Annotated in this window: 20 protein-coding genes; 8 read left to right on the forward strand and 12 right to left on the reverse strand. The window is 63.7% G+C overall.

What is annotated here, in order from left to right:
* Window positions 1-5 precede the first annotated feature (5 nt).
* A complete protein-coding gene (locus CR492_RS06030; protein WP_180982448.1) occupies window positions 6-830 on the forward strand; it encodes a MipA/OmpV family protein in 825 nt (274 codons plus the stop codon).
* Between the two features lie 25 nt (window positions 831-855).
* On the opposite strand, the gene CR492_RS06035 is transcribed toward CR492_RS06030, so the two are convergent.
* Entirely contained in the window at window positions 856-1,305 is a 450-nt protein-coding gene (locus CR492_RS06035; protein ID WP_102842837.1) for an iron-sulfur cluster assembly scaffold protein, read from the reverse strand.
* Window positions 1,306-1,533: 228 nt separating this feature from the next.
* On the opposite strand from CR492_RS06035, the gene folE reads away from it, so the two are divergent.
* The 3 genes from folE (at window position 1,534) to CR492_RS06050 (ending at window position 4,024) form a co-directional block, all read left to right on the forward strand.
* The gene (folE, locus tag CR492_RS06040; RefSeq protein ID WP_102842838.1) at window positions 1,534-2,175 is read left to right on the forward strand and encodes a GTP cyclohydrolase I FolE; all 642 of its coding nucleotides are present in this window, start codon (window positions 1,534-1,536) and stop codon (window positions 2,173-2,175) included.
* A 65-nt stretch (window positions 2,176-2,240) separates the two neighbouring features.
* The gene (hisI, locus tag CR492_RS06045; protein WP_102842839.1) at window positions 2,241-2,663 is read left to right on the forward strand and encodes a phosphoribosyl-AMP cyclohydrolase; all 423 of its coding nucleotides are present in this window, start codon (window positions 2,241-2,243) and stop codon (window positions 2,661-2,663) included.
* A gap of 392 nt (window positions 2,664-3,055) precedes the next feature.
* On the forward strand, window positions 3,056-4,024 hold the full coding sequence (locus CR492_RS06050) for a patatin-like phospholipase family protein (protein ID WP_102842928.1): 969 nt from the start codon (window positions 3,056-3,058) through the stop codon (window positions 4,022-4,024).
* Between the two features lie 81 nt (window positions 4,025-4,105).
* Here the strand turns inward: CR492_RS06050 and CR492_RS06055 are convergent, their stop codons facing one another.
* Both CR492_RS06055 and CR492_RS06060 read right to left on the reverse strand, forming a co-directional pair.
* Window positions 4,106-4,537, reverse strand: a complete 432-nt coding sequence (locus tag CR492_RS06055; protein ID WP_102842840.1) for a CBS domain-containing protein — start codon at window positions 4,535-4,537, stop codon at window positions 4,106-4,108.
* Window positions 4,538-4,738: 201 nt separating this feature from the next.
* Window positions 4,739-5,464 (reverse strand): carbonic anhydrase, encoded by a 726-nt coding sequence (locus CR492_RS06060; RefSeq protein WP_102842841.1) that lies wholly within the window; start codon window positions 5,462-5,464, stop codon window positions 4,739-4,741.
* Window positions 5,465-5,635: 171 nt separating this feature from the next.
* Here CR492_RS06060 and CR492_RS06065 point away from each other — a divergent pair, with 171 nt between their 5' ends.
* On the forward strand, window positions 5,636-6,559 hold the full coding sequence (locus tag CR492_RS06065) for a cation diffusion facilitator family transporter (RefSeq protein WP_180982449.1): 924 nt from the start codon (window positions 5,636-5,638) through the stop codon (window positions 6,557-6,559).
* Between the two features lie 15 nt (window positions 6,560-6,574).
* Here the strand turns inward: CR492_RS06065 and CR492_RS06070 are convergent, their stop codons facing one another.
* Window positions 6,575-8,383 carry an ABC-F family ATP-binding cassette domain-containing protein gene (locus CR492_RS06070; protein ID WP_102842843.1) on the reverse strand — a complete coding sequence of 603 codons (1,809 nt, stop codon included), beginning with the start codon at window positions 8,381-8,383 and terminating at the stop codon, window positions 6,575-6,577.
* Window positions 8,384-8,562: 179 nt separating this feature from the next.
* Between CR492_RS06070 and CR492_RS06075 the strand changes: the two genes are divergently transcribed.
* Entirely contained in the window at window positions 8,563-10,287 is a 1,725-nt protein-coding gene (locus tag CR492_RS06075; RefSeq protein ID WP_146030187.1) for an adenylate/guanylate cyclase domain-containing protein, read from the forward strand.
* A gap of 119 nt (window positions 10,288-10,406) precedes the next feature.
* Entirely contained in the window at window positions 10,407-10,679 is a 273-nt protein-coding gene (locus tag CR492_RS06080) for a hypothetical protein (protein ID WP_102842845.1), read from the forward strand.
* A gap of 321 nt (window positions 10,680-11,000) precedes the next feature.
* Here the strand turns inward: CR492_RS06080 and CR492_RS06085 are convergent, their stop codons facing one another.
* The 8 genes from CR492_RS06085 to leuS all read right to left on the reverse strand — a co-directional run bounded on the left by CR492_RS06085 (window position 11,001) and on the right by leuS (window position 20,516).
* Window positions 11,001-11,402 (reverse strand): F0F1 ATP synthase subunit epsilon, encoded by a 402-nt coding sequence (locus tag CR492_RS06085; protein WP_102842846.1) that lies wholly within the window; start codon window positions 11,400-11,402, stop codon window positions 11,001-11,003.
* A 121-nt stretch (window positions 11,403-11,523) separates the two neighbouring features.
* Window positions 11,524-12,975, reverse strand: coding sequence for a F0F1 ATP synthase subunit beta (gene atpD / locus CR492_RS06090; RefSeq protein ID WP_012589392.1), 1,452 nt, complete (start codon window positions 12,973-12,975; stop codon window positions 11,524-11,526).
* A gap of 27 nt (window positions 12,976-13,002) precedes the next feature.
* Window positions 13,003-13,878 carry a F0F1 ATP synthase subunit gamma gene (locus CR492_RS06095; protein ID WP_102842847.1) on the reverse strand — a complete coding sequence of 292 codons (876 nt, stop codon included), beginning with the start codon at window positions 13,876-13,878 and terminating at the stop codon, window positions 13,003-13,005.
* 55 nt (window positions 13,879-13,933) lie between these two features.
* Window positions 13,934-15,463 (reverse strand): F0F1 ATP synthase subunit alpha, encoded by a 1,530-nt coding sequence (gene atpA, locus CR492_RS06100; protein WP_102842848.1) that lies wholly within the window; start codon window positions 15,461-15,463, stop codon window positions 13,934-13,936.
* Complete coding sequence (locus tag CR492_RS06105; RefSeq protein WP_102842849.1) at window positions 15,463-16,029, reverse strand: F0F1 ATP synthase subunit delta; 567 nt, start codon at window positions 16,027-16,029, stop codon at window positions 15,463-15,465. The genes atpA and CR492_RS06105 overlap by 1 nt, the downstream gene beginning before the upstream one ends.
* Before the next feature lie 262 nt (window positions 16,030-16,291).
* Window positions 16,292-17,308: a DNA polymerase III subunit delta gene (gene holA, locus CR492_RS06110; RefSeq protein ID WP_102842850.1), complete on the reverse strand. Its 1,017-nt coding sequence runs from the start codon at window positions 17,306-17,308 to the stop codon at window positions 16,292-16,294.
* Between the two features lie 57 nt (window positions 17,309-17,365).
* The gene (locus tag CR492_RS06115; RefSeq protein ID WP_102842851.1) at window positions 17,366-17,905 is read right to left on the reverse strand and encodes a hypothetical protein; all 540 of its coding nucleotides are present in this window, start codon (window positions 17,903-17,905) and stop codon (window positions 17,366-17,368) included.
* Window positions 17,892-20,516: a leucine--tRNA ligase gene (gene leuS, locus CR492_RS06120; protein ID WP_102842852.1), complete on the reverse strand. Its 2,625-nt coding sequence runs from the start codon at window positions 20,514-20,516 to the stop codon at window positions 17,892-17,894. Before leuS ends, CR492_RS06115 begins: the two co-directional genes overlap by 14 nt.
* A gap of 146 nt (window positions 20,517-20,662) precedes the next feature.
* On the opposite strand from leuS, the gene CR492_RS06125 reads away from it, so the two are divergent.
* Complete coding sequence (locus CR492_RS06125; protein ID WP_102842853.1) at window positions 20,663-21,355, forward strand: YggS family pyridoxal phosphate-dependent enzyme; 693 nt, start codon at window positions 20,663-20,665, stop codon at window positions 21,353-21,355.
* The last annotated feature ends 8 nt before the right edge of the window (window positions 21,356-21,363 follow it).

Here is a 21,363-nt window from a genome sequence, read left to right on the forward strand (position 1 = left end):
ATCCCGTGTCCATTATCAAAACTTTGGCTCTCGCTGGACTTATTTCCGCCACGGCCTCGGCAGGCTTCGCCGCCGACATCGCGCCCACGCCGCCGCCCGCGAGCGGCTGGACCCTCACGGTCGGCCTCGGTCCGCAGGTTCAAACATCCTTTCCCGGCGCGAAGTCGGTGACCGTGTGGCCGACAGGCACTATGGCCCTGCGCCGCCCGGGCGAGCCTGAGCCCTTTGCCTCCCCGGATGACGGGTTTGGCCTGGCCTTGTTTGACATCGGCTGGTTCAAGGCCGGCCCCGTCGGCCGCATCATGTCTTCACGCGGGCTCAGCGGCGGCAACGGAGCCTTCTATGGCCTCCACGACGTCGATTGGACGCTGGAGCTCGGCGTCTATGGCGAACTTTGGTACACAGAGCATTTCCGCGCCCGCGCCGAGGTCCGTCAGGGCGTCAATGGCCATGACGGGCTCGACGCCAACATCGCGCTCGACGCCATTCAAAAATACGACGCCTTCACCTTCGCAATCGGCCCGCGCCTGCAATTCGGCGACACCCAATATATGAATGCCTATTTTTCCGTGACGCCCTATGAGGCCTCGGTAAACGGAAGGGTCGGGGCTTATCAGGCGAACGGCGGCCTCGCTTCCGTCGGCGGCCTCGCTTCGGTCAAATATGATTTCCTTCCGAATTGGAGCGCGACCGTGTTCGGAGGCTATAGCCGTCTCGTTTCCAGCGCCGCGGCGAGCCCGATCCCGAATAATCTTGGCTCATTGAATCAATATACCGGCGGCGTCGTCATCGCGCATTCCTTCCATCTCGACATCCCCTTCCTCCCCTGAGTCGGCGAAAGGGGCCTCGCGGCCCCTATCCCTTCTGCTGCTGCGCCTGCGCCGTCTCGATCTGATTGACGCAGTCGAGCGTCGCATCGAAGGTTAGCAAGGTGGAGGCATGCCGCGCCTTATAGTCGCGGACGGGCTCCAGCACCGCCGCCTCTGCCCATTCGCCGTCCGGAGGCGGGCCGTTCTCCTTGAGCATCGCGCGCATCCGGTCGCGCAGCGCGCGGATTTCCGGCGCGGTGGCGCCAATCACATGGCGCGCCATGATCGAGGCCGCCGCCTGGCCCAGTGCGCAAGCCTTCACATCATGGGCGAAATCAGCGATCTTTCCGTCTTTCATGATGATGTCGACGATGACCGTCGAGCCGCACAGCCGCGAATGCGCCTTGGCCGTAGCGTCGGGCGCCGCCAGCCGGCCGAGCCGCGGGATATTTCCCGCCAGTTCCAGGATGCGGCTATTGTAAATCTCTGTCAGCATGGGTGGTCCGCAACTCAAGCTTCGGGGTGACGGATAATTTGTCTTACTATATAGAAATCTAACGGCGTAACCGCGAGACTTTGGCGCATCTCTCGGCAGTTCCCTGAGGAACGGACCGTTCGGCGCCTCTGCTTTCAGCAGCAATCTGCTTCTGGCCGCGGAAATAAGGCTGCTCCCCCTCCGGGAGCCGCTGCGAGTTGAACATTGACGTTTTTGGAGGCGCCACTGATGGATGCCGTGGTTAAGTCCTTGGTTGAACGGTCCGAGCCCCAGCGCGACATTTCAGCGCGGGAAGCGCGGCCGACGCGCGAAGAAGCCGAAGCCGCGGTTCGCGTGCTGCTGCGTTGGGCCGGCGACGATCCCAATCGCGAGGGCCTCATCGATACGCCCGCCCGCGTCGTTAAAGCCTATGGGGAGCTTTTTTCCGGCTATGGCGAGGATGCGACCGAGGTGCTCTCCCGCGTGTTCGAGGAGGTCCACGGCTACGACGATCTCATCCTCGTGCGCGACATCGAGTTTTCGTCGCATTGCGAGCATCACATGGTGCCCTTCGTCGGCGTCGCGCATATTGCCTATTATCCCTCCGAGGAGGGAGTCGTCGGCCTCTCCAAGCTGGCTCGTCTCGTCGACGTGTTCGCCCGCCGCCTGCAAACGCAGGAAGCGCTGACGGCGCAGATCGTCGGCGCCATCGACCTGCATTTGCGCCCGCGCGGCTGCGCCGTCATGATCGAAGCCGAACATATGTGCATGTCGATGCGCGGCGTCCGCAAACACGGGGCGCAGACCATCACGACCCAGTTCACCGGCGTCTTCCGCGATGATCCGGCCGAGCAGGTTCGCTTCCTCACCCTGCTGCGGCGCGGAAAGTAAAGTCCCGTCCCTCATGCGCGACGGGGTGACCCCGCGCCTGCGCTTCGGCGAAGGAGGATTTGCCGATGTCCGAAGCTCCTGCCCCGCCTGACGTCGCAAATGACCGGAAGCACGAGCTTGAAGAGGGCTCCGCCTTCGCGCCGCGGTTCGGACCCGACGGCCTCATCGTCTGCGTTACGCGGGCGGCCGAAGACGGCGAGGTTCTGATGGTCGCCTACATGAACGTGGAGGCCTTGCAGCTGACTCTTGCAACCGGCGAAGCGCATTACTGGTCGCGCTCGCGTCAGTCGATCTGGCGCAAGGGCGCAACATCGGGTCAGACTCAGAAAATCAGGGAGATCCGCGCCGATTGCGATCAGGACGCTCTGCTGCTGACGATCGAAGCCGGCGGCGACGGCGGCGCCTGCCACACCGGACGGCGTTCCTGCTTCTATCGCCGCCTGTCCGCGACGGACGATGGCGAGACGGTTCTCCTGTTCGACGCTTGATCTGCCCATTTCGGCCGCCTCTCGGCCGCGACGCGAGCGAAGAATCGCAAATCATCGCGCCTGAGCTTGTCTTTCGGACGAATCACGCCACGTCTATGATGCGACGCGCATTGGCGCGTCTCGATTCATACGGGCGTCGCGCTCGGAGATTGCCGTGAAAAAAGTCTATCTCGCCTATGCGCTGCTGGCGGCAGTGGTGGCGCTTCTTCTTGCCGCGCAATTTGGCCGGCTTCCTACGTAATTCCATAGCGGGCGAATTCGAAAATCCGCGCGCCTGGCTCTCTGTTCAACAAATGTCAATCTCGGGAGCGAACACTCGCGCGGGAAGCGACGCGGGCGATGTCGACGCATCGCGCGCGCCCGGTTTCCTGACGAGGGAAAGAGTTTATTTCATGCGCGCCGCGCCAAAAATCGGGATTGCGCTCGGAGCCGGAGCCGCACGCGGGTGGGCCCATATCGGCGTTCTGCTCGAACTCGCAGAGCATGGAATTTTTCCTGACGTCATCGCAGGAACGTCGGTCGGGGCCGTGGTCGGCGGCTGCTATGCCGCCGGCAAACTCGAAAATGTCGAGCTATTCGCGCGCAGCCTGACGAAGAAAAGCGTCTTCGGCATGATGGACGTTTCTTTTTCGGGCGTCGGCCTCCTGACTGGAGCCCGCCTGCGCCGACGGCTGCATCAGGCGCTCGACGGTCAGCGGCTGGAAGAATTGCCAAGGAGCTTCGCCGCAGTGGCGACGGAGGTCGGAACCGGTCATGAGATCTGGCTGACCAAGGGCGACGCGGTCGAGGCGATCTGCGCTTCCTACGCCCTTCCCGGCATTTTCGAGCCGGTTCGCATCAACGGACGCTGGCTGTTCGATGGGGCGCTCGTGAATCCCGTGCCGGTCACGGTTTGCCGCGCGCTCGGCGCGGAAATCGTCCTCGCCGTCAACCTCGTTGGCGACAATGGCTACCGCGGCTCCGTCGTCAACGACCGTCTGTCAATCGAGCCGACGCTGGAGAAGCTGACGGTGGCGATCGAAAGCGAGCCGCGCAAAAACGGGCTGTTCGGCGCCTTGCGCGGCAATCACCGCCGACATTTCGGCAAGCGCGAGGACGGCGCGCCGGGAATGGGCAGTGCAATGATGGACGCCTTCAACATCGCGCAGGGCCGTATTTCGCGCTCCCGGCTCGCCGGCGACCCGCCGGACGTCATCATCAATGCGCGCGTCAGCAAGATCGGGCTCTTTGATTTTCATCGCGCCGGTGAGCTGATCGAGATCGGCCGCGAGTCTGCCCGCCGCGCCATCACGGAAATAGCCGAGCATATTGCGCTGACGCCGCGAAGCGAGGACTTGGCGCCGCTCAAAGGGTCTGACTGAAACAGGGACCGCGCTATGGGGCGATAGACGCCGCAGAGTCAACGCGCGCGACTGAAATTCGCGCGCTGTCTTCGCTTCGGCTCAGGCGCTGGCGATATATTCCTTCAGCGCTTCGTGCTGCTGCTCCATCTCGGCAAGACGGAATTTCACAAGATCGCCGATCGACACGAGCCCGGTAAGTTTGCCTTCCTTCACCACCGGAAGATGGCGGAAGCGCCGTGTCGTCATTTTCTCCATGGCCGTGCTGACGCATTCGCTTTCCAGCGTCGTGACGACCTTCGCCGTCATATATTTCGACGCCGCATCCGCCAGCGCGCCGGCGCCGTCCCTGCCGAGCGCCCGGACGATATCGCGCTCGGAAAGAATGCCAAGAACGGCCCCCTCGGCATCGGTTACGACGACCGCGCCGATATTCTGGATCGCGAGAATCTGCAGAACCTCCGCAAGGGTGCGATGAGGCTGGATGGTGCTCACGTTCCGGCCTTTTTCCGCGAGAATCCGAGCGATAGTCATTTTGGGTCTCCTTCCCGCATTGTCTCTGTGCGCCCTCTTCGGAGCGCTCCCGTCCGATAAGATGCACGCCTTGTGACGCGGGCGCAACACTGCTTTCGCGGGCTCGGGCGCCTTGCCAAGCAGAAGCGCGGCAGCAGCTGCGGCGACGCCTCATCCTGATAATCAGGATCAGCTGGCAACCTTCAGATTTAATTAGCGAGTCTAGAAGCGCGGCTCGCTCAGCACCGCCGCATGCACCTCAGAAGAAACCGGCTCGAAACGTCCCGTGCCTTCATCCAGCGCGAGCAGTTTTCCAGCCGCAATGCCGAAATAAGCGCCGTGCAAGGTCAGCAGGCCGCGCTTTTCGAGGGCCGCAATTTTCGGGAATGTGCGCAGATTGGCGAGCCCCTGAATGATCGAGGCGAAGGCCAGACGCTCGCAATAATCTTCGACCGGTTCCGTCGCCGGGCCAATTCGATCTGCCGCCGGCTTGATCAGGCTGATCCATTTGCCGATGAAGTCGCCGCCCGAAAGAGGCTTTTGATAGGGATCGAGATCTGCTTCCGCATAGGCCCGGACGCCGCCGCAGCTGGCGTGGCCAAGGATCAGAATGTGCTCGACGCGCAGGGCGAGCACGGCATATTCCAGCGCCGCCGAAGTGCCATGCAGATCGTCGTTCGGTCCGAATGGCGGGACCAGATTGGCGACGTTGCGGACGCAGAAAATTTCGCCGGGACCGGCGTCGAAAATAACTTCCGGCGACACGCGCGAATCGCAGCAACCGATCAGAAGGATGCGCGGACTCTGTCCCGCCTCGGCAAGATGCTGGAAGCGGCTATGCTCGCGCGCGAAGCGCCCGCCGAGGAAAGCCTCGTAGCCGGCGACAAGACGCTCCGGCAAATGCCGCGCAGGAGCAGCGTCGGCTCGATCGGATGGGGAGCCTGTCATGCGTTGCACTCACGGAAATTGGCGGCTCAACCTCTCCGCGCATGGCGCGAGGATTGTGCATTGCATGATCTTACAGATACGAGCCTCGCGAGACAAGGCGCCTTGCGGCCGCGGGCGCCTTGACCGGCGATCGATTTCCCCGCACAGCGGCCTCAACAAGGAGAGCGAAATTTGACTGAAATCGCGCAGCCTCAAGACGCCGGCGCGGAGCAGACCCTGCTGCGGCTCTCGATCGCCGTCACGCTCGGCTTAGGCGCTCTCGGACTTGTCGCCGGCCTCGCCATCGGATCGCGCTCGATCCTGTTCGATGGCTTCTATTCCATTGTCGACGTCGCCATGACCAGCCTCGCCCTGATCGTATCGAAGCTTCTGACACGGGACGGCAGCCGCCGTTTCCAGTTTGGCTATTGGCATTTCGAGCCCATCGTCGCCGCGTTAAACGGGACGATTCTGACGCTGTCCTCCATTTACGCCTTTTTTGACGCTGTCAGCCTTCTGATGCAGGGCGGCCATCGCGTCGAATTCGGTCCTGCCGCGCTTTACGCGATCATCTCCTGCGCCGTGTGTCTGGTGATGGCCGTCCGCATGCGCCGCGCCGGCGAGGCGCTGAACTCCGATCTTCTCCGAGTGGACGCGCGCGGCTTCCTTATCGGCGGCGCGGTAAGCCTTGCCTTGCTGGTCAGCTTTCTTGGCGCGATGGCGCTCGAACGCACCACCCATGCGTCGCTGTCGCCCTATGTCGATCCGGTCGTCCTCGCCACGGTTATTCTCGTTCTGGCGCCGCTGCCGATCATGACTGTCATACGCGGCGTCAAGGAGATTTTTCTGGTCGCGCCGAAAGATCTCGACGAAGAAGTCCGGCGCGTGCTGGAGGCGGCCAATGCCCGTCATGGCTTTGCCGGCTTCACCAGCTATGTCGCCAAGACGGGGCGCGCCCGCTTCATCGACGCCTATTTCATCGTGCCGCCCGGCTTTGCGGCGACGCGCATTGAGGTCTTCGACCAGATCCGCGACAAGATCGCAGCCGAACTCGAGGAGGCGGAAACCCCGCTCTGGCTCAACATCAGTTTTACCGCCGACCGCAAATGGGCGTAACTTCCGGGCGGCGGCTCAACCCCCAACCTCCTCGCGCCGAATCTCCAGCTCCAGCCAATCCTCCTCGGCGGCGTTGAGTTCAGCCTCATATTGGGCGAAAGCCGCCGAGGTTTCCGCGAATTGCGCGGGGTCGCGCGCGTAAAATCCCGGATCGTCAAGCAGCGGACGCAGGCTCGCCATCTGCTGGCGCAAATGCTCCATGCGCGCGGGGAGCGTCTCCAGCGCATGCTTTTCCTTGAAACTCAATCTCGGCTTCGCCGGCGGCTTTTCCGCACGCGGGGGCGGCGAGCCCTTTGCTTTGCCTGGCGCGGCCGCGCCAGGGTCGGCGCCGACGCCAAACCCGCGCTGCGCGACCATATCGGAATAGCCGCCGGCATATTCGACCCAGCGGCCGCCGCCTTCGGCCAGCACGACAGAGGTCGCGACGCGGTCGAGAAAATCGCGGTCATGGCTGACGATGATCAGCGTGCCCTTATAATCGGCGAGCATTTCTTGCAGGAGATCCAGCGTCTCGAGATCGAGATCGTTGGTCGGTTCATCGAGAACCAGCAGATTGGACGGCCGCGCCAGCGCCCGGGCCAGCATCAGCCGGCCGCGTTCACCGCCGGAGAGGCGCCCGATCGGCGTGCGCGCCTGCTCCGGCCCGAACAAAAAATCCTTCATATAGCCGACGACATGCTTGCGCTCGCCATTGATCTCGACGAAGTCGCTGCCGCCGCCGGTGAGGGCGTCCTTCAGCGCGGTGTCCGGATCGAGGCTCGCCCTGCCCTGATCGAGGCTCGCCAACTCGACATTGGCGCCAAGGCGCACGAGTCCCAAATCGGGGGGCGCGGCGCCGGTCAGGATCTTGATCAGCGTCGTCTTGCCGGCGCCATTGGCGCCGATGACGCCAACCCGGTCGCCGCGCAAAATCCGCGTCGAAAAATTGGCGACGATCACGCGCTCGCCATAGGATTTCGTAATCTCATCGGCCTCGACGACGAGCTTGCCGGAAATCTTGCCCTCGCTGGCGACGAGTCTGACGTCGCCCGCCGCCCCTTGACGCTGGCGTCGTTCGACCCGCATCGCGTTGAGGCCGGACAGGCGCTTCTGGTTGCGCTTGCGGCGCGCCGTCACGCCATAGCGCAGCCAGTGCTCCTCGGCGACAATCTTGCGGTCCATCTTGTGGCTTTGCCGCTCCTCCTCCTCCAGCGTCTGATCGCGCCAGGCCTCGAAATCGGCAAAGCCACGAGACAGCGCGCGCGTGCGGCCGCGATCGAGCCAGACCGTGCTGCGCGAGAGATTCTGCAAGAAGCGGCGATCATGGCTGATGATCACGAGCGCCGAGCGCAGGCCTTTGAGTTCCGCCTCGAGCCACTCGATGGCAGGCAGATCGAGATGGTTGGTCGGCTCGTCGAGCAGCAAAATATCGGGCTCGGGCGCAAGAACCCGCGCCAGCGCGGCGCGGCGCGCCTCGCCGCCGGAGAGGGTTTTGGGGTTTTCCTCGCCGGTCAGCCCAAGATCATTCAAAAGCCGCCTGCCGCGGTAAGGATCGCCAAGCGGCCCGAGCCCCGCCTCGACATAGGCGAAGACGGTGTCAAAGCCGGAGAGATCCGGCTCTTGCGGCAAATAGCGGATGCTAGCGTCGGGCTGCAGAAAACGCGATCCGCCATCGATGTCGAGAAATCCCGCGGCGATCTTGAGCAGCGTCGATTTGCCGGAGCCATTGCGTCCGACAAGGCACAGCCGCTCGCCGGCGCTGACGGAAAGATCCGCGCCTTCGAGCAGAGACCGTCCGCCAAAAGTCAAGGACACGCTTTGCAGCACGAGGAGAGGTGGCGCCATGTAATCCAAAAAATCCTTGCGTAAACCAGTCGATCACTTCAATTCCGTCGACAGCGGCCGCGGAATTTTGTTCCGATGTCTGCGGTTTATATCAGCAGGAAGTTGTGACGCCGCAGCCATAACGCCAATGGCGCGGCGGCGGCTTTCTGCGGTTGCGCCTCAAGAGAGAAGACTCCGCCTTGTCGAGCGTCACGTCTCCAACGTCAACTTTTTCGCGGAAAGGCGCGCGCTTTCCGCCGGTCGAGCGAACCCTCCGGCTCAGCACGGGCCTCATTCTTTTCACCTTCGCCGCGAGCCATTTTCTCAACCACGCCTGCGGCATATTCCGGCTCCCGGCCATGGAGGCAGTCCGGTTTGTTCTGCTTTGGCCCTGGCGCACGCTCCTCGGACAGACGCTGCTTTACGGCTCCTTCCTGATCCATGGCGGCCTTGGGCTTTACGCCATCTATCGCCGCCGCCATTTGCAGATCCCGCGCAACGAATTGTTCCAGATCCTGCTCGGACTCTCAATTCCGCCGCTGGTCATTCTCCATGCGGTCAACGTCCGGCTTGGCTACCAGCTGTTCGATCTTCCGCTCAGCTATCCCTGGTTGATCTACCGCTACTGGGAGCTTTCTCCTTTCGTCGGCCTGCCGCGCCAGTTTCTCCTCCTCCTGATCTTGTGGATCCACGGCTGCATCGGATTGCGCAGCTGGCTGCGTTTTCGGCCATGGTATCCGGCATGGACGCCGGTCCTCGCCTCGCTGGCGACGCTGGTTCCGATCCTGGCGATGAGCGGCATTATCGCCGCGGGACGGGATTTCGACGCCACAGCGGCGCAGGATGCAGCCTTCCGCGGCGCTTTCGCCCGGATGCAGACGCCAGCGGAGGCGGCCGCGCTCGCCAAGATCGGCGAAACCCTGATTCTCATCTATCTGGGGCTCGTCGGCGCCGTCTTCGCGGCGCGCGCCGCGCTCGACTGGCGCCGACGGCGCTATCGCGCGATTGCGATCACCTATCCGGACGGCGCGCGGGCGATCGTTCCGCGCGGCTTTTCGATTCTCGAGGCAAGCCGCTGGGCTGGGACCCCGCATATGTCGATGTGCGGCGGACGCGGCCGCTGTTCGACCTGCCGCGTGCGCATCGGGTCAGGCCTTGCCGCGCTGCCTTCGCCGAATGTCGCCGAAGCGAACACTCTGGCGGCGATCGGGGCGCCCGCCGATGTCCGGCTCGCCTGTCAGCTGCGGCCGATCGAGGACGTCGACGTCACGCCGCTGCTCACCTTGAAACGATGGGAAACGCGGATGGCCGCGAGCCGCCCCGCGGCTTCAAACGAGCATGAAATCGTGGCTCTCTTCGTTGACCTGCGCGATTCGACGCGGCTCGCCGACGGGCGCCTTCCCTATGACGCCTTTTACGTCATCGATAAATATGTCGGCGCCGTCTGCAAAGCCGTCGAATCTCAGAGCGGCGAGGTCACCAGCGTCGCCGGCGACGGAGTTATGTGCTTTTTCGACGGCGGCGGCGATCCGCGCGCCGCGGCAAGGCGAGCCATGATCGCCTTGCGCGACATATGGATCGCCCTCGCCGAACTCAGCGTCGATTTCGAAGCTGCGTTCGATTTCCCGATCCGCTTCGGCGCCGGTTGCCATGTGGGGATCGCCATTGTCGGCGGCCTCGAGAGCCGTCACGCCATTCAGTTCCTGGGCGAGGTCGGCAATATCGCGGCGCGGCTCCAGGCCCTGACGAAAGAGGCCGGATGCGCCGCTATCCTGTCGCGGGCCGTCATCGAGCGCGCCGGCCTCCCCGTTCCGGCGCTCGAGCGCCGCCGAGTCCAGATCAGAAGCGTGTCGCAAGAAATAGAAACCGTCGCCTTCCGGGCGAAGGAGGATTTCACCGATCTCATCGGGCATCAGGCCAGTTGAGCGGCGGGCCGGATCGGAGCGGCTCCAAGAGGTGTGAAATCCCACCGGCGCCCGCCGCGGGCTGAGATTAATCCTTGGTGCAAGGCGGCGTCATTCGCCAAACATCAAGGAGACCGATCATGAAAGTTCTTAAAATTGCGCTCTTCGGCGCCGCGCTGCTCATTCCAGCCGCGGCTTTCGCGTCCTACGCCCCGGAAGGAAATGGCCATGTCGACGTCGCGAACTACGCGGCGCCAGAAGGTAATGGCAACGTCAATTCGGCCAGCTATGCCGCGCCGGAAGGCAATGGCAGCGTCAACACGGCCAGCTACGCCGCGCCCGAAGGCAATGGCAATGTCAACACGGCCAGCTACGCCGCGCCCGAAGGCAATGGCAATGTCAACGTCGGCTAGAACTGCAGCAGGGCGAGCGTGGGGGCGCAATCACCCGGCGAACGGCCTGCGGGAGCCGCCGCCCAGGAGCGCATCCATCGGAGCGCCCCACCCCCAAGACGTTCGATCTCGCTCGATCAGGGCAGGCGCGCGAGCCGCGCTGAAACTCATCGGAATGACCGTGCTGGCGACTGGCCTTGCGGCCTTCGGACTGCTTGCAGCATCCCGTGCCGCAAGAGACCACTCGCCTCACCCCGGCATTGGCGCGCCGTTGGCTTCGTCGCCCGCGGTCGCCACCAGCGATGGCAAACCCTGGCAGATCTGAGCGCCGGAAACGGGCGCTCAGATTTTCAGAGCGGCTTTCAGCTCGAGCAGTTGATCGCGCTTTTCAGCGGCGAGGCGCCGCGTTTCATCGACGGAGGCGTCGGCAATGTCTTCCTCGGCGTCTTTGATGTCGGCGTCGATCCGCGCCGCGTCGAGGCTTTCGAGCGGGATCGCCTGCTCGGCCAGAATGGTCAGTCCCGCCGGAGATACGTCGGCGAAGCCGCCACGCACAAAATAGCGGTGAACCAAGGCTTTCGACTCGGCGATATCGATCACGCCGGGCTTCAGCGTCGTCATTAGCGGCGCGTGATCCTTCAGAACCGTGAACTGCCCCTCGGTCCCGGGCACGACGACGAACTCGACATCGCCGGCAAACACCAGCCGCTCAGGCGAAACGAGCTCGAAATGAAAGTCCGGCATGGCCGCGTCCCCAAAAATGATCCTGCCGCCTGATCCGCGCCAGCCTGACGGGCTGGCGCGGCAAGGGCTTCAGCAAGCCTTGACGCGCGCGGAAAAATCCGCGCGCAGCTTCGTCGCAGGCTCAGGCTGCTTCGGCGGCGAGGCGCTGCGATTTCTCCACCGCTTCCTCGATGGAGCCGACCATATAGAAGGCCGCCTCCGGCAGATGGTCATATTTGCCTTCGACGAGGCCCTTGAAGCCCTTGATCGTGTCAGCGAGGGCGACGAGTTTGCCCGGCGAACCCGTGAACACTTCGGCGACGTGGAATGGCTGCGACAGGAAGCGCTCGATCTTGCGGGCGCGCGCCACCGTGAGCTTGTCTTCTTCGGACAGTTCGTCCATGCCGAGGATGGCGATGATGTCCTGCAGGCCCTTATAGCGCTGCAGCGTCTGCTGCACCTGGCGGGCGACCGCATAATGCTCCTCGCCAACGATCAGCGGCGAGAGCATGCGCGAGGTCGAATCGAGCGGATCGACCGCCGGATAAATGCCCTTTTCAGCGATCGAGCGCGACAGCACGGTCGTCGCGTCAAGATGGGCGAAGGAGGTGGCCGGAGCCGGATCGGTCAGATCGTCGGCGGGCACATAGATCGCCTGCACCGAAGTGATCGAGCCCTTGGTGGTGGTGGTGATGCGTTCCTGCAGCGCGCCCATGTCGGTCGCCAGCGTCGGCTGATAGCCGACCGCGGAGGGGATGCGGCCGAGCAGCGCCGACATTTCCGAGCCCGCCTGGGTGAAGCGGAAGATGTTGTCGACGAAGAACAGAACGTCCTGGCCCTTGTCGCGGAAATCCTCAGCGATGGTGAGGCCGGTCAGCGCGACGCGGGCGCGGGCTCCCGGCGGCTCGCTCATCTGGCCATAGACCAGCGCGCATTTCGATCCGGCCGCCGAACCATTGTTCTCGCGCGGATTGAGGTTCACCTTGGATTCGATCATCTCGTAATAGAGATCATTGCCTTCACGGGTGCGCTCGCCGACGCCGGCGAAGACGGAATAGCCGCCATGCGCCTTCGCGACATTGTTGATCAGCTCCATGATCAGCACGGTCTTGCCGACGCCCGCGCCGCCGAAGAGGCCGATCTTGCCGCCCTTGGCATAGGGCGCGAGCAGATCGACGACCTTGATGCCGGTGACGAGGATCTGCGCTTCGGTCGCCTGTTCGGCATAGGTCGGAGCCAGCTGATGGATGGCGCGGAAGTCGCTGGCGAGGATCGGACCGGCCTCGTCGACCGATTCGCCGATCACATTCATGATGCGGCCGAGCGTTCCCTCGCCCACCGGCACCGTGATCGGCGCGCCCGTATCGCGCACCGCCTGGCCGCGCGTCAGCCCCTCGGACACGTCCATGGCGAGGCAGCGAACGGAGTTCTCGCCGAGATGCTGCGCCACTTCGAGCACAAGCCGGTTGCCGCCGTTTTCGGTTTCCAGCGCATTCAGGATTTCGGGCAGCACGCCATCGAACTTGACGTCGACGACGGCGCCGATGACCTGCGTGACATAGCCTGTTGGCGTATTGGTTGCGGCGTCAGACATGGTTCGACCTCTTCAAATCCTTCAGGCTCAAAGCGCTTCGGCGCCGGAGATGATCTCGATCAGCTCCTTCGTGATCATCGCCTGGCGCGACCGGTTATATTGCATCGTCTGCTTCTTGATCATTTCGCCGGCGTTGCGCGAGGCGCTATCCATCGCGCTCATGCGGGCGCCCTGTTCGGAGGCGGCGTTTTCGAGCAACGCGCGCAGAACCTGGATCGAGACGTTGCGGGGCAGCAGCGTCGTCAGGATCTGCTCTTCGTCGGGCTCATAGTCGTAGACGGCTTGCGGCGCGGCCGCTTCCTCGCTTGAAACCGTCAGCGGCACAAGCTGCAACGCCGTCGGGATCTGCGAAATGACGCTCTTGAAGCGTGCATAAAAGAGGGTGCAGACGTCGAATTCGCCGGCCTCGTACAACGAGACGATCTTGCGGCCGATGGCCTCGGCATTGACGAAGCCAAGCTGCTTGACGCTGCGAAGATCGACGACTTCGATGATCTCGCGCTCAAACTGGCGGCGCAAGATGTCATTGCCCTTCTTGCCGACGCAGATGATCTTGACGGTCTTGCCCTGCCCGATCAGCGAGTTCGCCGCTTCGCGCGCAAGACGCGCGATCGACGAATTGAAGCCGCCGCAAAGACCGCGTTCGGCCGTGCAGACGATCAGGAGATGGACCTTGTCGCGGCCGTTGCCGGCAAGGAGGCCCGGCGCGGGCGAACCCGGCGCGATGGAGGCGGCGAGCGCGCTCATAACCCGCCCCATGCGTTCGGCGTAGGGGCGAGCGGCCTCGGCCGCGTTCTGCGCGCGCCGCAACTTCGCAGCGGCGACCATCTGCATGGCCTTTGTGATCTTCTGCGTCGCCTTGACTGAGGCGATGCGGTTGCGGAGATCCTTTAACGAGGGCATGGCGTGTCCGCTTCGCTGAGTTCCGGGTTTCGGTGCAGGTTCAAGCGAAGTTCATTCAAGCGAAGTTCTTGGCGTAGGTCTCGACGATCGTCTTCAGCGCTTGCGCCGAGGCGTCGGAGAGATCCTTCGACGAGCGGATCGTCTCGAGCAGATCGCCGTGGCTGGTGCGCACCAGCGCGAGCAAACCGTCCTCGAAGGCGCGCACCCGAGCGACCGGAAGCGCGTCGAGATAGCCGTTAACGCCGGCGTAGATCACGACAACCTGCTCTTCCATCTTCAGTGGTGAGAACTGCGGCTGCTTCAGGAGTTCGGTCAACCGCGAGCCGCGAGCCAGAAGCCGCTGCGTCGTGGCGTCAAGATCGGAGCCGAACTGCGCAAAAGCCGCCATCTCGCGATATTGCGCAAGCTCGCCCTTGATCTTGCCGGCGACTTTCTTCATCGCCTTGGTCTGGGCTGCGGAGCCGACCCGCGACACCGAGAGGCCGACGTTCACCGCCGGACGGATGCCCTGATAGAACAGGTCGGTTTCGAGGAAGATCTGGCCGTCGGTGATCGAGATCACATTGGTCGGGATATAGGCCGACACGTCGTTGGCCTGGGTCTCGATCACGGGAAGCGCGGTCAGCGAGCCGGCGCCATTGGCGTCGCGCAGCTTGGCGGCGCGTTCGAGCAGGCGCGAATGGAGATAAAACACGTCGCCGGGATAGGCCTCGCGGCCGGGCGGCCGGCGCAGCAGCAGCGACATCTGGCGATAGGCGACGGCCTGCTTCGAGAGATCATCATAGACGATCAGCGCATGCATGGCGTTGTCGCGGAAATATTCGCCCATGGCGCAGCCGGAGAAGGGCGCGAGGAACTGCATCGGCGCCGGGTCCGAAGCGGTCGCGGCGACGATGATCGAATATTCGAGCGCGCCGTTCTCTTCGAGCACCTTGACGAACTGGGCGACGGTCGAGCGCTTCTGGCCTACTGCGACATAGACGCAATAGAGCTTGGCGCTTTCGTCCGTGCCCTGGTTGGCCGTCTTCTGGTTCAGGATCGCGTCGAGAGCGACAGCTGTCTTGCCGGTCTGGCGGTCGCCGATGATCAGCTCACGCTGGCCGCGGCCGATCGGGATCAGCGCGTCAATGGCCTTGAGGCCTGTCGCCATCGGCTCATGCACCGATTTGCGCGGAATGATGCCGGGGGCCTTGACGTCGACGCGCGAGCGCGTCTCGTAATGGATCGGGCCCTTGCCGTCGATCGGGTTGCCGAGGGCGTCAACGACGCGGCCGAGCAGCCCCCTGCCGACCGGAACGTCGACGATGGCGCCGGTCCGCTTGACCGTCTGGCCTTCCTTGATGTCGCGGTCGGAGCCGAAGATGACGACGCCGACATTGTCGACTTCGAGGTTCAACGCCATGCCCCGCACGCCGTTCTCGAACTCGACCATCTCGCCGGCCTCGACATTGTCGAGGCCGTAGACGCGGGCGATGCCGTCGCCGACCGACAGCACCTGGCCGACTTCAGTGACCGAGGCTTCGTTGCCGAAGTTGGCGATCTCATTCTTGAGAATTTGCGAAATTTCAGCGGCGCGGATGTCCATCAGCCGACCTCTTTCATGCGTGCGCGGATCGAATTGAGTTTTGTCTTGAGCGAATTGTCGACCATGCGGGAGCCGAGCTGGACGATGATGCCGCCGATGATCGAGGGATCGACCTTGACCGACATTTCGACGCGCTGGCTTCCTGCGACCGCGGCGAGCGCGTCCTTCAGGGCTGCGACATGCTCGTCTTTCAGCGGTTCGGCCACCGTCACCGCGGCGCGGGAGAGGCCGACCGCATGGTCGTGAAGAACATTGAAGTCGCGGATCATGTCGGCGACGGCGAACAGGCGCCGCTTGGCGGCGACGAGGTTCAGGAACTGCGAGGTCGTCGTTCCACCGAGGCCCGCCCGCTCGAGCAAAGCGTTCAGCGCTTGGCTTTGCTGCTCGGCGGAAAAGACCGGGCTGCGCACGAAATTGCGCAGATCTTCGCTCTCGTCGAGCATGGAAGCGAAGGTCGCAAGATCGTTCGCAACGCCTTCGGTGGCGCCGCGCTCCTGCGCCAACGCGAACAGGGCCTGGGCGTAGCGCCCCGCCATCCCTGAAACCAATGTTTCCTGCTTCGCCAAATGACGCCCCAGCGCTCAATCGCCCTCCGTCCCGCGCGCCTTTCGCGGGAGCCGGCCTTTCATGACGTAACACGAAAGGCCCAGACAGAAGACTTTAGTGGAATCTATTTAGATGCGGCGCGGGAGAAGAGCCGCTTTCCGCCGGCGAAGGGGTTGCTAACATAGGATATTTTGTGGCGCAACCCTGGCCACACGAATGCGTGAGCCAGCGTCAATTAAGCGCAATCTTGGCTGCACGGAAAGGCGGCGGCGCTCAGCGGGCTCAGGCTCTGGCTCCCCGCGCCTTCGCAGCCGAGGCGACGCTCCACAGCGCCCGCAACGCGATCGGCTGGGCGAGTTTCGGTTCGCGCCGCGTGCGCCGCACGGCCTCGGCGAGAATGTCGATCGCCCGCGCGAGGCGTTCCGCGCTCCAGAGCCGGACATGCTGATCGAAGGCGCGCGACCGGCCGAAGCCATAGCCATGCCCCTGTCCGCCGCCCGCGTCGATCTCGAGTCGGGCGCGGCGCAGACCGAGACTGTAGCGAAGCGCCGCGCCGAGAAGCTGATTGACGTCGGCGCCCTGCGCGGCGAGCCGGCGCGCGCCGGCCTCGACCGCGTCGAAATCCCCGCCAAAGGCGCCGTCGACGGCGTGGTCCAACAGAAGGCTCGAGGCGTCGGAGACGATCGCCTCGACATGCTGAAGCCCGATCGCGCTGGCGCCATGGGCGTAAAGGACCAGTTTCTCGAGTTCGCCGCGCGTCGCCAGCCGGTCCTGGCCGAGCAGCGAGACCAGCAGCGTTTTCGCCTCGGGCGTAACGGAAAGCCCCGCTGCCGCGGCCTCGCGCTCGATCAGATGGGCGATCTCCTCCGGCCTGTCAGGTTCGCAGGCGATGGCGGCCGCGCTTTTCTCGCGCTCGCAGAGCCGCCTCAGGGCGGAGTCCTTTTTCAGGGCGCCCGCCTCTATGATAATGGTCGAGCCCTGCGGCGGGGCGGCGAACAAAGGCTCCAGCGCCGTGACGAACGCCCTGCCCTGCGCCTCGATCCAGATCGCCCGGCGGTCCCCGAAAAGGCCGATGGTGTTCGCCTCATCGGCGAGGCGCAGCGGATCGGCGGCGAGATCGTCGCCGCCGATCCGCAGCAGCTGGAAGGGATCTTTCGGATCGGCGACGGACTTTTTGACAAGCGCCCGCGCCCGTTCGGCGACGAGGCCGGCGTCGGGACCATAGAGCAAATAGACAAAAATATGCGGCGCGGGCCGATCAAGGAATTTATCCGCTTCAAAGCTTTTGATCGCGACCATAGCGCCGATCTTTCCTTGTGCGGATCTTCCCCGGCGCTGCTTTTCGGCGCCCCGGGATCAGCTTTTGCTGGCGAAAGCCGCCGCAATATTGGTGCGGATCTGTTCGCCAAGCAGATGCGCGTCGCGAATTTCCGCATCGCGCGAGGCGCGCACATTGGCGTAGCGCTGCGACGTTCGGTCGTAGCTCGACGCCACGGTCGCCGTGCCTTTGGCGATCGTCGCGCCGCTGAGGGTCTCGGTTAGCGTATATGTCGCGACGATAACGACGGTGCCCGACGTCGGATAGCCGGTCACGGTGTCGATCAGAGGCGAGCGAACCGATTCGGCGAGGCCTACGTAGAGCGTATAGCGCGGCTCGACATGGGATCCCGTGCCGTTGAAGCCAAATCTCAGATCATTTTCAAGGTAATGGCCGGAGCGGTTGGCGATCGGAACGATCCGTATCTCCTGCAGCTTGCCCGCAACATCGGCGCCGCCTTCCGAGAGCGGTCCGTACAGCGGCTGCAGGCAACCGGCGAGCGCAAGGCAAAGCGCGGCGGCGAGCGCGCAGCCCGTCAGTGGCTTGCCTCGCGAAATCATGGATTTAAGCGACAACATTGACGATTCTCTGCGGCACGATGATGATTTTCTTGACGGGTCGGCCTTCGAGCGCGCGCTTCACGGGCTCAAGCGCCAGCGCCGCCGCCTCGATCGCCTCGCGGCCGGCGGCGCGGTCGATGACCAGATCGCCGCGTTTCTTGCCGTTCACCTGCACTGGCAGATCGATCGTCTCCTCGACGACGAGGGAATGATCGGCCTGCGGCCAAGGCGCCTCGGCGGCGAGACTCTCATGGCCAAGCCGCGCCCAGCATTCTTCGGCAAGATGGGGCATCATCGGCGCGATCATCAGCGTCAGGATCTCCGCCGCCTCCCGGAAAGCAAAGCGCAGGTCCGGCGCGATCTCGACGCTGTCGATATCGCCGACCGCGGCGCCGAGCTTGTTGGCGAGATCATGCGCCTGCGCGACGGCGCGATTGAAGCGCAGCCGGTCGAGGTCTTCCTCGAGGCGGATGAGGCTTTGATGCGCCGCACGGCGGATCGCGGCGGCCTGCGGCGAGATCGATTGCGGCTTTGGCGCGCCGTCGGCGCCGGACAGGAAGACCAGTTCGCCGATCAATCGCCACAGCCGCTGGATGAATTTCGCCGCGCCCAGCACGCCTTCCTCGGTCCAGATCACGTCGCGTTCGGGCGGCGAATCGGAAAGGACGAACCACCGCGCGGTGTCGGCGCCGAAAGTCCCGATGATCTCGTCGGGGTCGACCGTATTGCGCTTCGACTTCGACATTTTCTCAATGCCGCCGATCGAGACTTCAGCGCCGCTTGCAAGATCGTAGGCTCTGCGGCCCGCCGGCCCGCTCTCAATGCGGACGTCGGCCGGAAACATCCAGTCGCCCGCCTCCGAGCGATAGGTTTCATGCACGACCATGCCCTGCGTGAAGAGGCCGGCGAAAGGCTCCCTGATCTCGCCCGCGTGCCCCGTCGCCTGCATGGCTCTCGTAAAAAAGCGGGCGTAAAGCAGGTGCAAAATCGCGTGCTCGATGCCGCCGATATATTGATCGACCGGCAGCCATTGGGCGATCGCGCTCGGGTCGGTCGGGGCGTCCTCCATCCAGGGCTGCGTGAAGCGCGCGAAATACCACGAAGAATCGACAAAAGTGTCCATCGTGTCCGTCTCGCGCAGCGCCGGCGCCGCGCAGATCGGGCAGTTCACATGCTTCCATGTTGGATGCCGGTCGAGCGGATTGCCGGGCTCGTCGAAGCTGACGTCGGGCGGCAGCTCCACCGGCAAATCCGTGGCCGGAACCTGGACTGCGCCATGCTCCGGACAATGGATGATCGGGATCGGACAACCCCAATAGCGCTGGCGGGAAATGCCCCAGTCGCGCAGGCGGAAATTGACCTGTCGCTTCGCCTGCGGCCGGTTGCCAAGAGGATGCTCCTCGAGGCGCCGCGCGACCTCCTCCTGCGCCGCCGCGACGGTCATCCCGTCTAGAAAGCGGGAATGGAACAGGAGGCCATCGCCGTCATAAGCTTCATCCGTGATCGCGAAAGCTTCGGGGTCGGCGCCCGCCGGCAGGATCACCGGCGTCGCGCCAAGCCCATAGGCGTTGGCAAAATCAAGGTCGCGCTGATCATGCGCCGGGCAACCGAAGATCGCGCCCGTGCCATAATCCATCAGGACGAAATTGGCGACATAGACCGGCAGAAGCCAGTTTTTGTCGAAGGGATGGCGGACTTTCAGACCGGTGTCATAGCCCTTTTTCTCGGCCGTCTCGACAGCCGCGACCGAGGTGCCGCGTTGACGACATTCAGCAATGAAAGCGGCGAGCGCCGGGTCCGCCACGGCGCATTCGGCGGCGAGCGGGTGATCGGCGGCGAGCGCGAGAAATTTCGCGCCGAACAAGGTGTCCGGGCGCGTCGTATAGACTTCGATTTCGCCCTCCGACACATGTTCGCGCAGCTCGAAGCGCACGAGCAGTCCTTCGGAACGGCCGATCCAGTTCGCCTGCATCAGCCGGACTTTTTCAGGCCAGCGCGTCAGCCCATCGAGAGAGCGCAGCAGATCCTCGGCATAGTCCGTGATCTTGAAGAACCATTGCGTCAGCTCGCGCTGCTCGACGAGCGCGCCGGAGCGCCAGCCGCGGCCGTCGATCACCTGTTCATTGGCGAGGACCGTATGGTCGACCGGGTCCCAATTCACCTTCGACTTCTTGCGGTCGACGAGGCCGGCGGCAAGAAAATCGAGAAACATCTTTTGTTGATGCCGGTAATAGGCCGGATCGCAGGTGGCGATCTCGCGCGACCAGTCGAGCGACAGGCCCATCGACTTCAGCTGCGTCCGCATGGATTCGATATTGGCGTAGGTCCAGGCGGCGGGGTGGCTCTTGTTCTGCATCGCAGCGTTCTCGGCCGGCATGCCGAAGGCGTCCCACCCCATCGGATGCAGCACGCTGAAGCCGCGCGCCCTTTTATAGCGCGCAATGACGTCGCCCATCGTGTAATTGCGAACGTGACCCATGTGGATGCGTCCCGAGGGATAGGGAAACATCTCGAGCACATAGTATTTGGGGCGCGGGTCGTCGTTGTCGGTTTTAAAGGTCGCCGACCGTTCCCATTTTTCCCGCCATTTTGGCTCCGTTTCGCGGGCGTTATAGCGCTCGAAGTCCATGATCTCTAAAGGCCGTTCGCTTGAATGTCGTCGATTGAGGTTGCGCGGAGACAGCATTATTGAGAGAGCGGGTCAACCTGACCGCGGGGCCGCGCCCCTCTCGTTCAGTAGAATGCGCTTCTTTGTGTGAAGGAAAGGCTGCGGCTTTGCAACCAACGGTGAAAAATTCGCCCTCCGTGCTGGACCGGCTGGAAAAGGTGCGCGAAGAGATCAGGCGCGCCGCCGCCGACGCTGGACGCGCGCCCGGCGATATCGCCTTGGTCTGCGTCTCAAAGACTTTTTCCGCCGCGGAGATCCAGCCTGTTCTTGCAGCCGGCGAAAGGCGCTTCGGCGAGAACAGGGTGCAGGAGGCGCAGGAGAAATGGCCCACGCTGCGGCAAGCCTATCCGGACGTCGAGCTTCACCTGATCGGCCCGCTGCAATCGAACAAGGCGCATGAGGCGGTCAAATTGTTCGACGTCATCGAGACTGTCGACCGCGACAAGATCGCCAAAGCCCTCGCCCTGGAGGCGGCAAAGGCGGGCCGGAGCCCAAAATTCTACGTGCAGGTGAATACCGGAGCCGAGCCGCAGAAAGCGGGAATTTTGCCGGGCGAGGCTGACGCCTTCATCGCCCGCTGCCGTGACGAATATGGTCTGACAATCGCCGGGCTGATGTGCATTCCTCCGGTGGACGATCAGGCCTCGCCGCATTTCGCGCTTCTCAATCAGATCGCCGCCCGCAATGGGCTCAGCGCGCTCTCCATGGGCATGAGCGGCGATTTCGCGCTGGCAATCCAGCTTGGGGCGACGCATGTGCGGATCGGCAGCGCGATTTTCGGCGGCCGCCCGAAACTTTGAGCAGTACA

The sequence above is a fragment of the Methylocella silvestris genome (assembly GCF_002891535.1).
GTDB lineage: Bacteria > Pseudomonadota > Alphaproteobacteria > Rhizobiales > Beijerinckiaceae > Methylocapsa > Methylocapsa silvestris_A.

Coding starts and splice junctions, on each gene's coding strand:
- CR492_RS06035 (WP_102842837.1), bottom strand. CDS start 1,305: ATGCTGACAGAGATTTACAATAGCCGCATCCTGGAACTGGCGGGAAAT.
- folE (WP_102842838.1), top strand. CDS start 1,534: ATGGATGCCGTGGTTAAGTCCTTGGTTGAACGGTCCGAGCCCCAGCGC.
- hisI (WP_102842839.1), top strand. CDS start 2,241: ATGTCCGAAGCTCCTGCCCCGCCTGACGTCGCAAATGACCGGAAGCAC.
- CR492_RS06050 (WP_102842928.1), top strand. CDS start 3,056: ATGCGCGCCGCGCCAAAAATCGGGATTGCGCTCGGAGCCGGAGCCGCA.
- CR492_RS06055 (WP_102842840.1), bottom strand. CDS start 4,537: ATGACTATCGCTCGGATTCTCGCGGAAAAAGGCCGGAACGTGAGCACC.
- CR492_RS06060 (WP_102842841.1), bottom strand. CDS start 5,464: ATGACAGGCTCCCCATCCGATCGAGCCGACGCTGCTCCTGCGCGGCAT.
- CR492_RS06070 (WP_102842843.1), bottom strand. CDS start 8,383: ATGGCGCCACCTCTCCTCGTGCTGCAAAGCGTGTCCTTGACTTTTGGC.
- CR492_RS06080 (WP_102842845.1), top strand. CDS start 10,407: ATGAAAGTTCTTAAAATTGCGCTCTTCGGCGCCGCGCTGCTCATTCCA.
- CR492_RS06085 (WP_102842846.1), bottom strand. CDS start 11,402: ATGCCGGACTTTCATTTCGAGCTCGTTTCGCCTGAGCGGCTGGTGTTT.
- atpD (WP_012589392.1), bottom strand. CDS start 12,975: ATGTCTGACGCCGCAACCAATACGCCAACAGGCTATGTCACGCAGGTC.
- CR492_RS06095 (WP_102842847.1), bottom strand. CDS start 13,878: ATGCCCTCGTTAAAGGATCTCCGCAACCGCATCGCCTCAGTCAAGGCG.
- atpA (WP_102842848.1), bottom strand. CDS start 15,463: ATGGACATCCGCGCCGCTGAAATTTCGCAAATTCTCAAGAATGAGATC.
- holA (WP_102842850.1), bottom strand. CDS start 17,308: ATGGTCGCGATCAAAAGCTTTGAAGCGGATAAATTCCTTGATCGGCCC.
- CR492_RS06115 (WP_102842851.1), bottom strand. CDS start 17,905: ATGTTGTCGCTTAAATCCATGATTTCGCGAGGCAAGCCACTGACGGGC.
- leuS (WP_102842852.1), bottom strand. CDS start 20,516: ATGGACTTCGAGCGCTATAACGCCCGCGAAACGGAGCCAAAATGGCGG.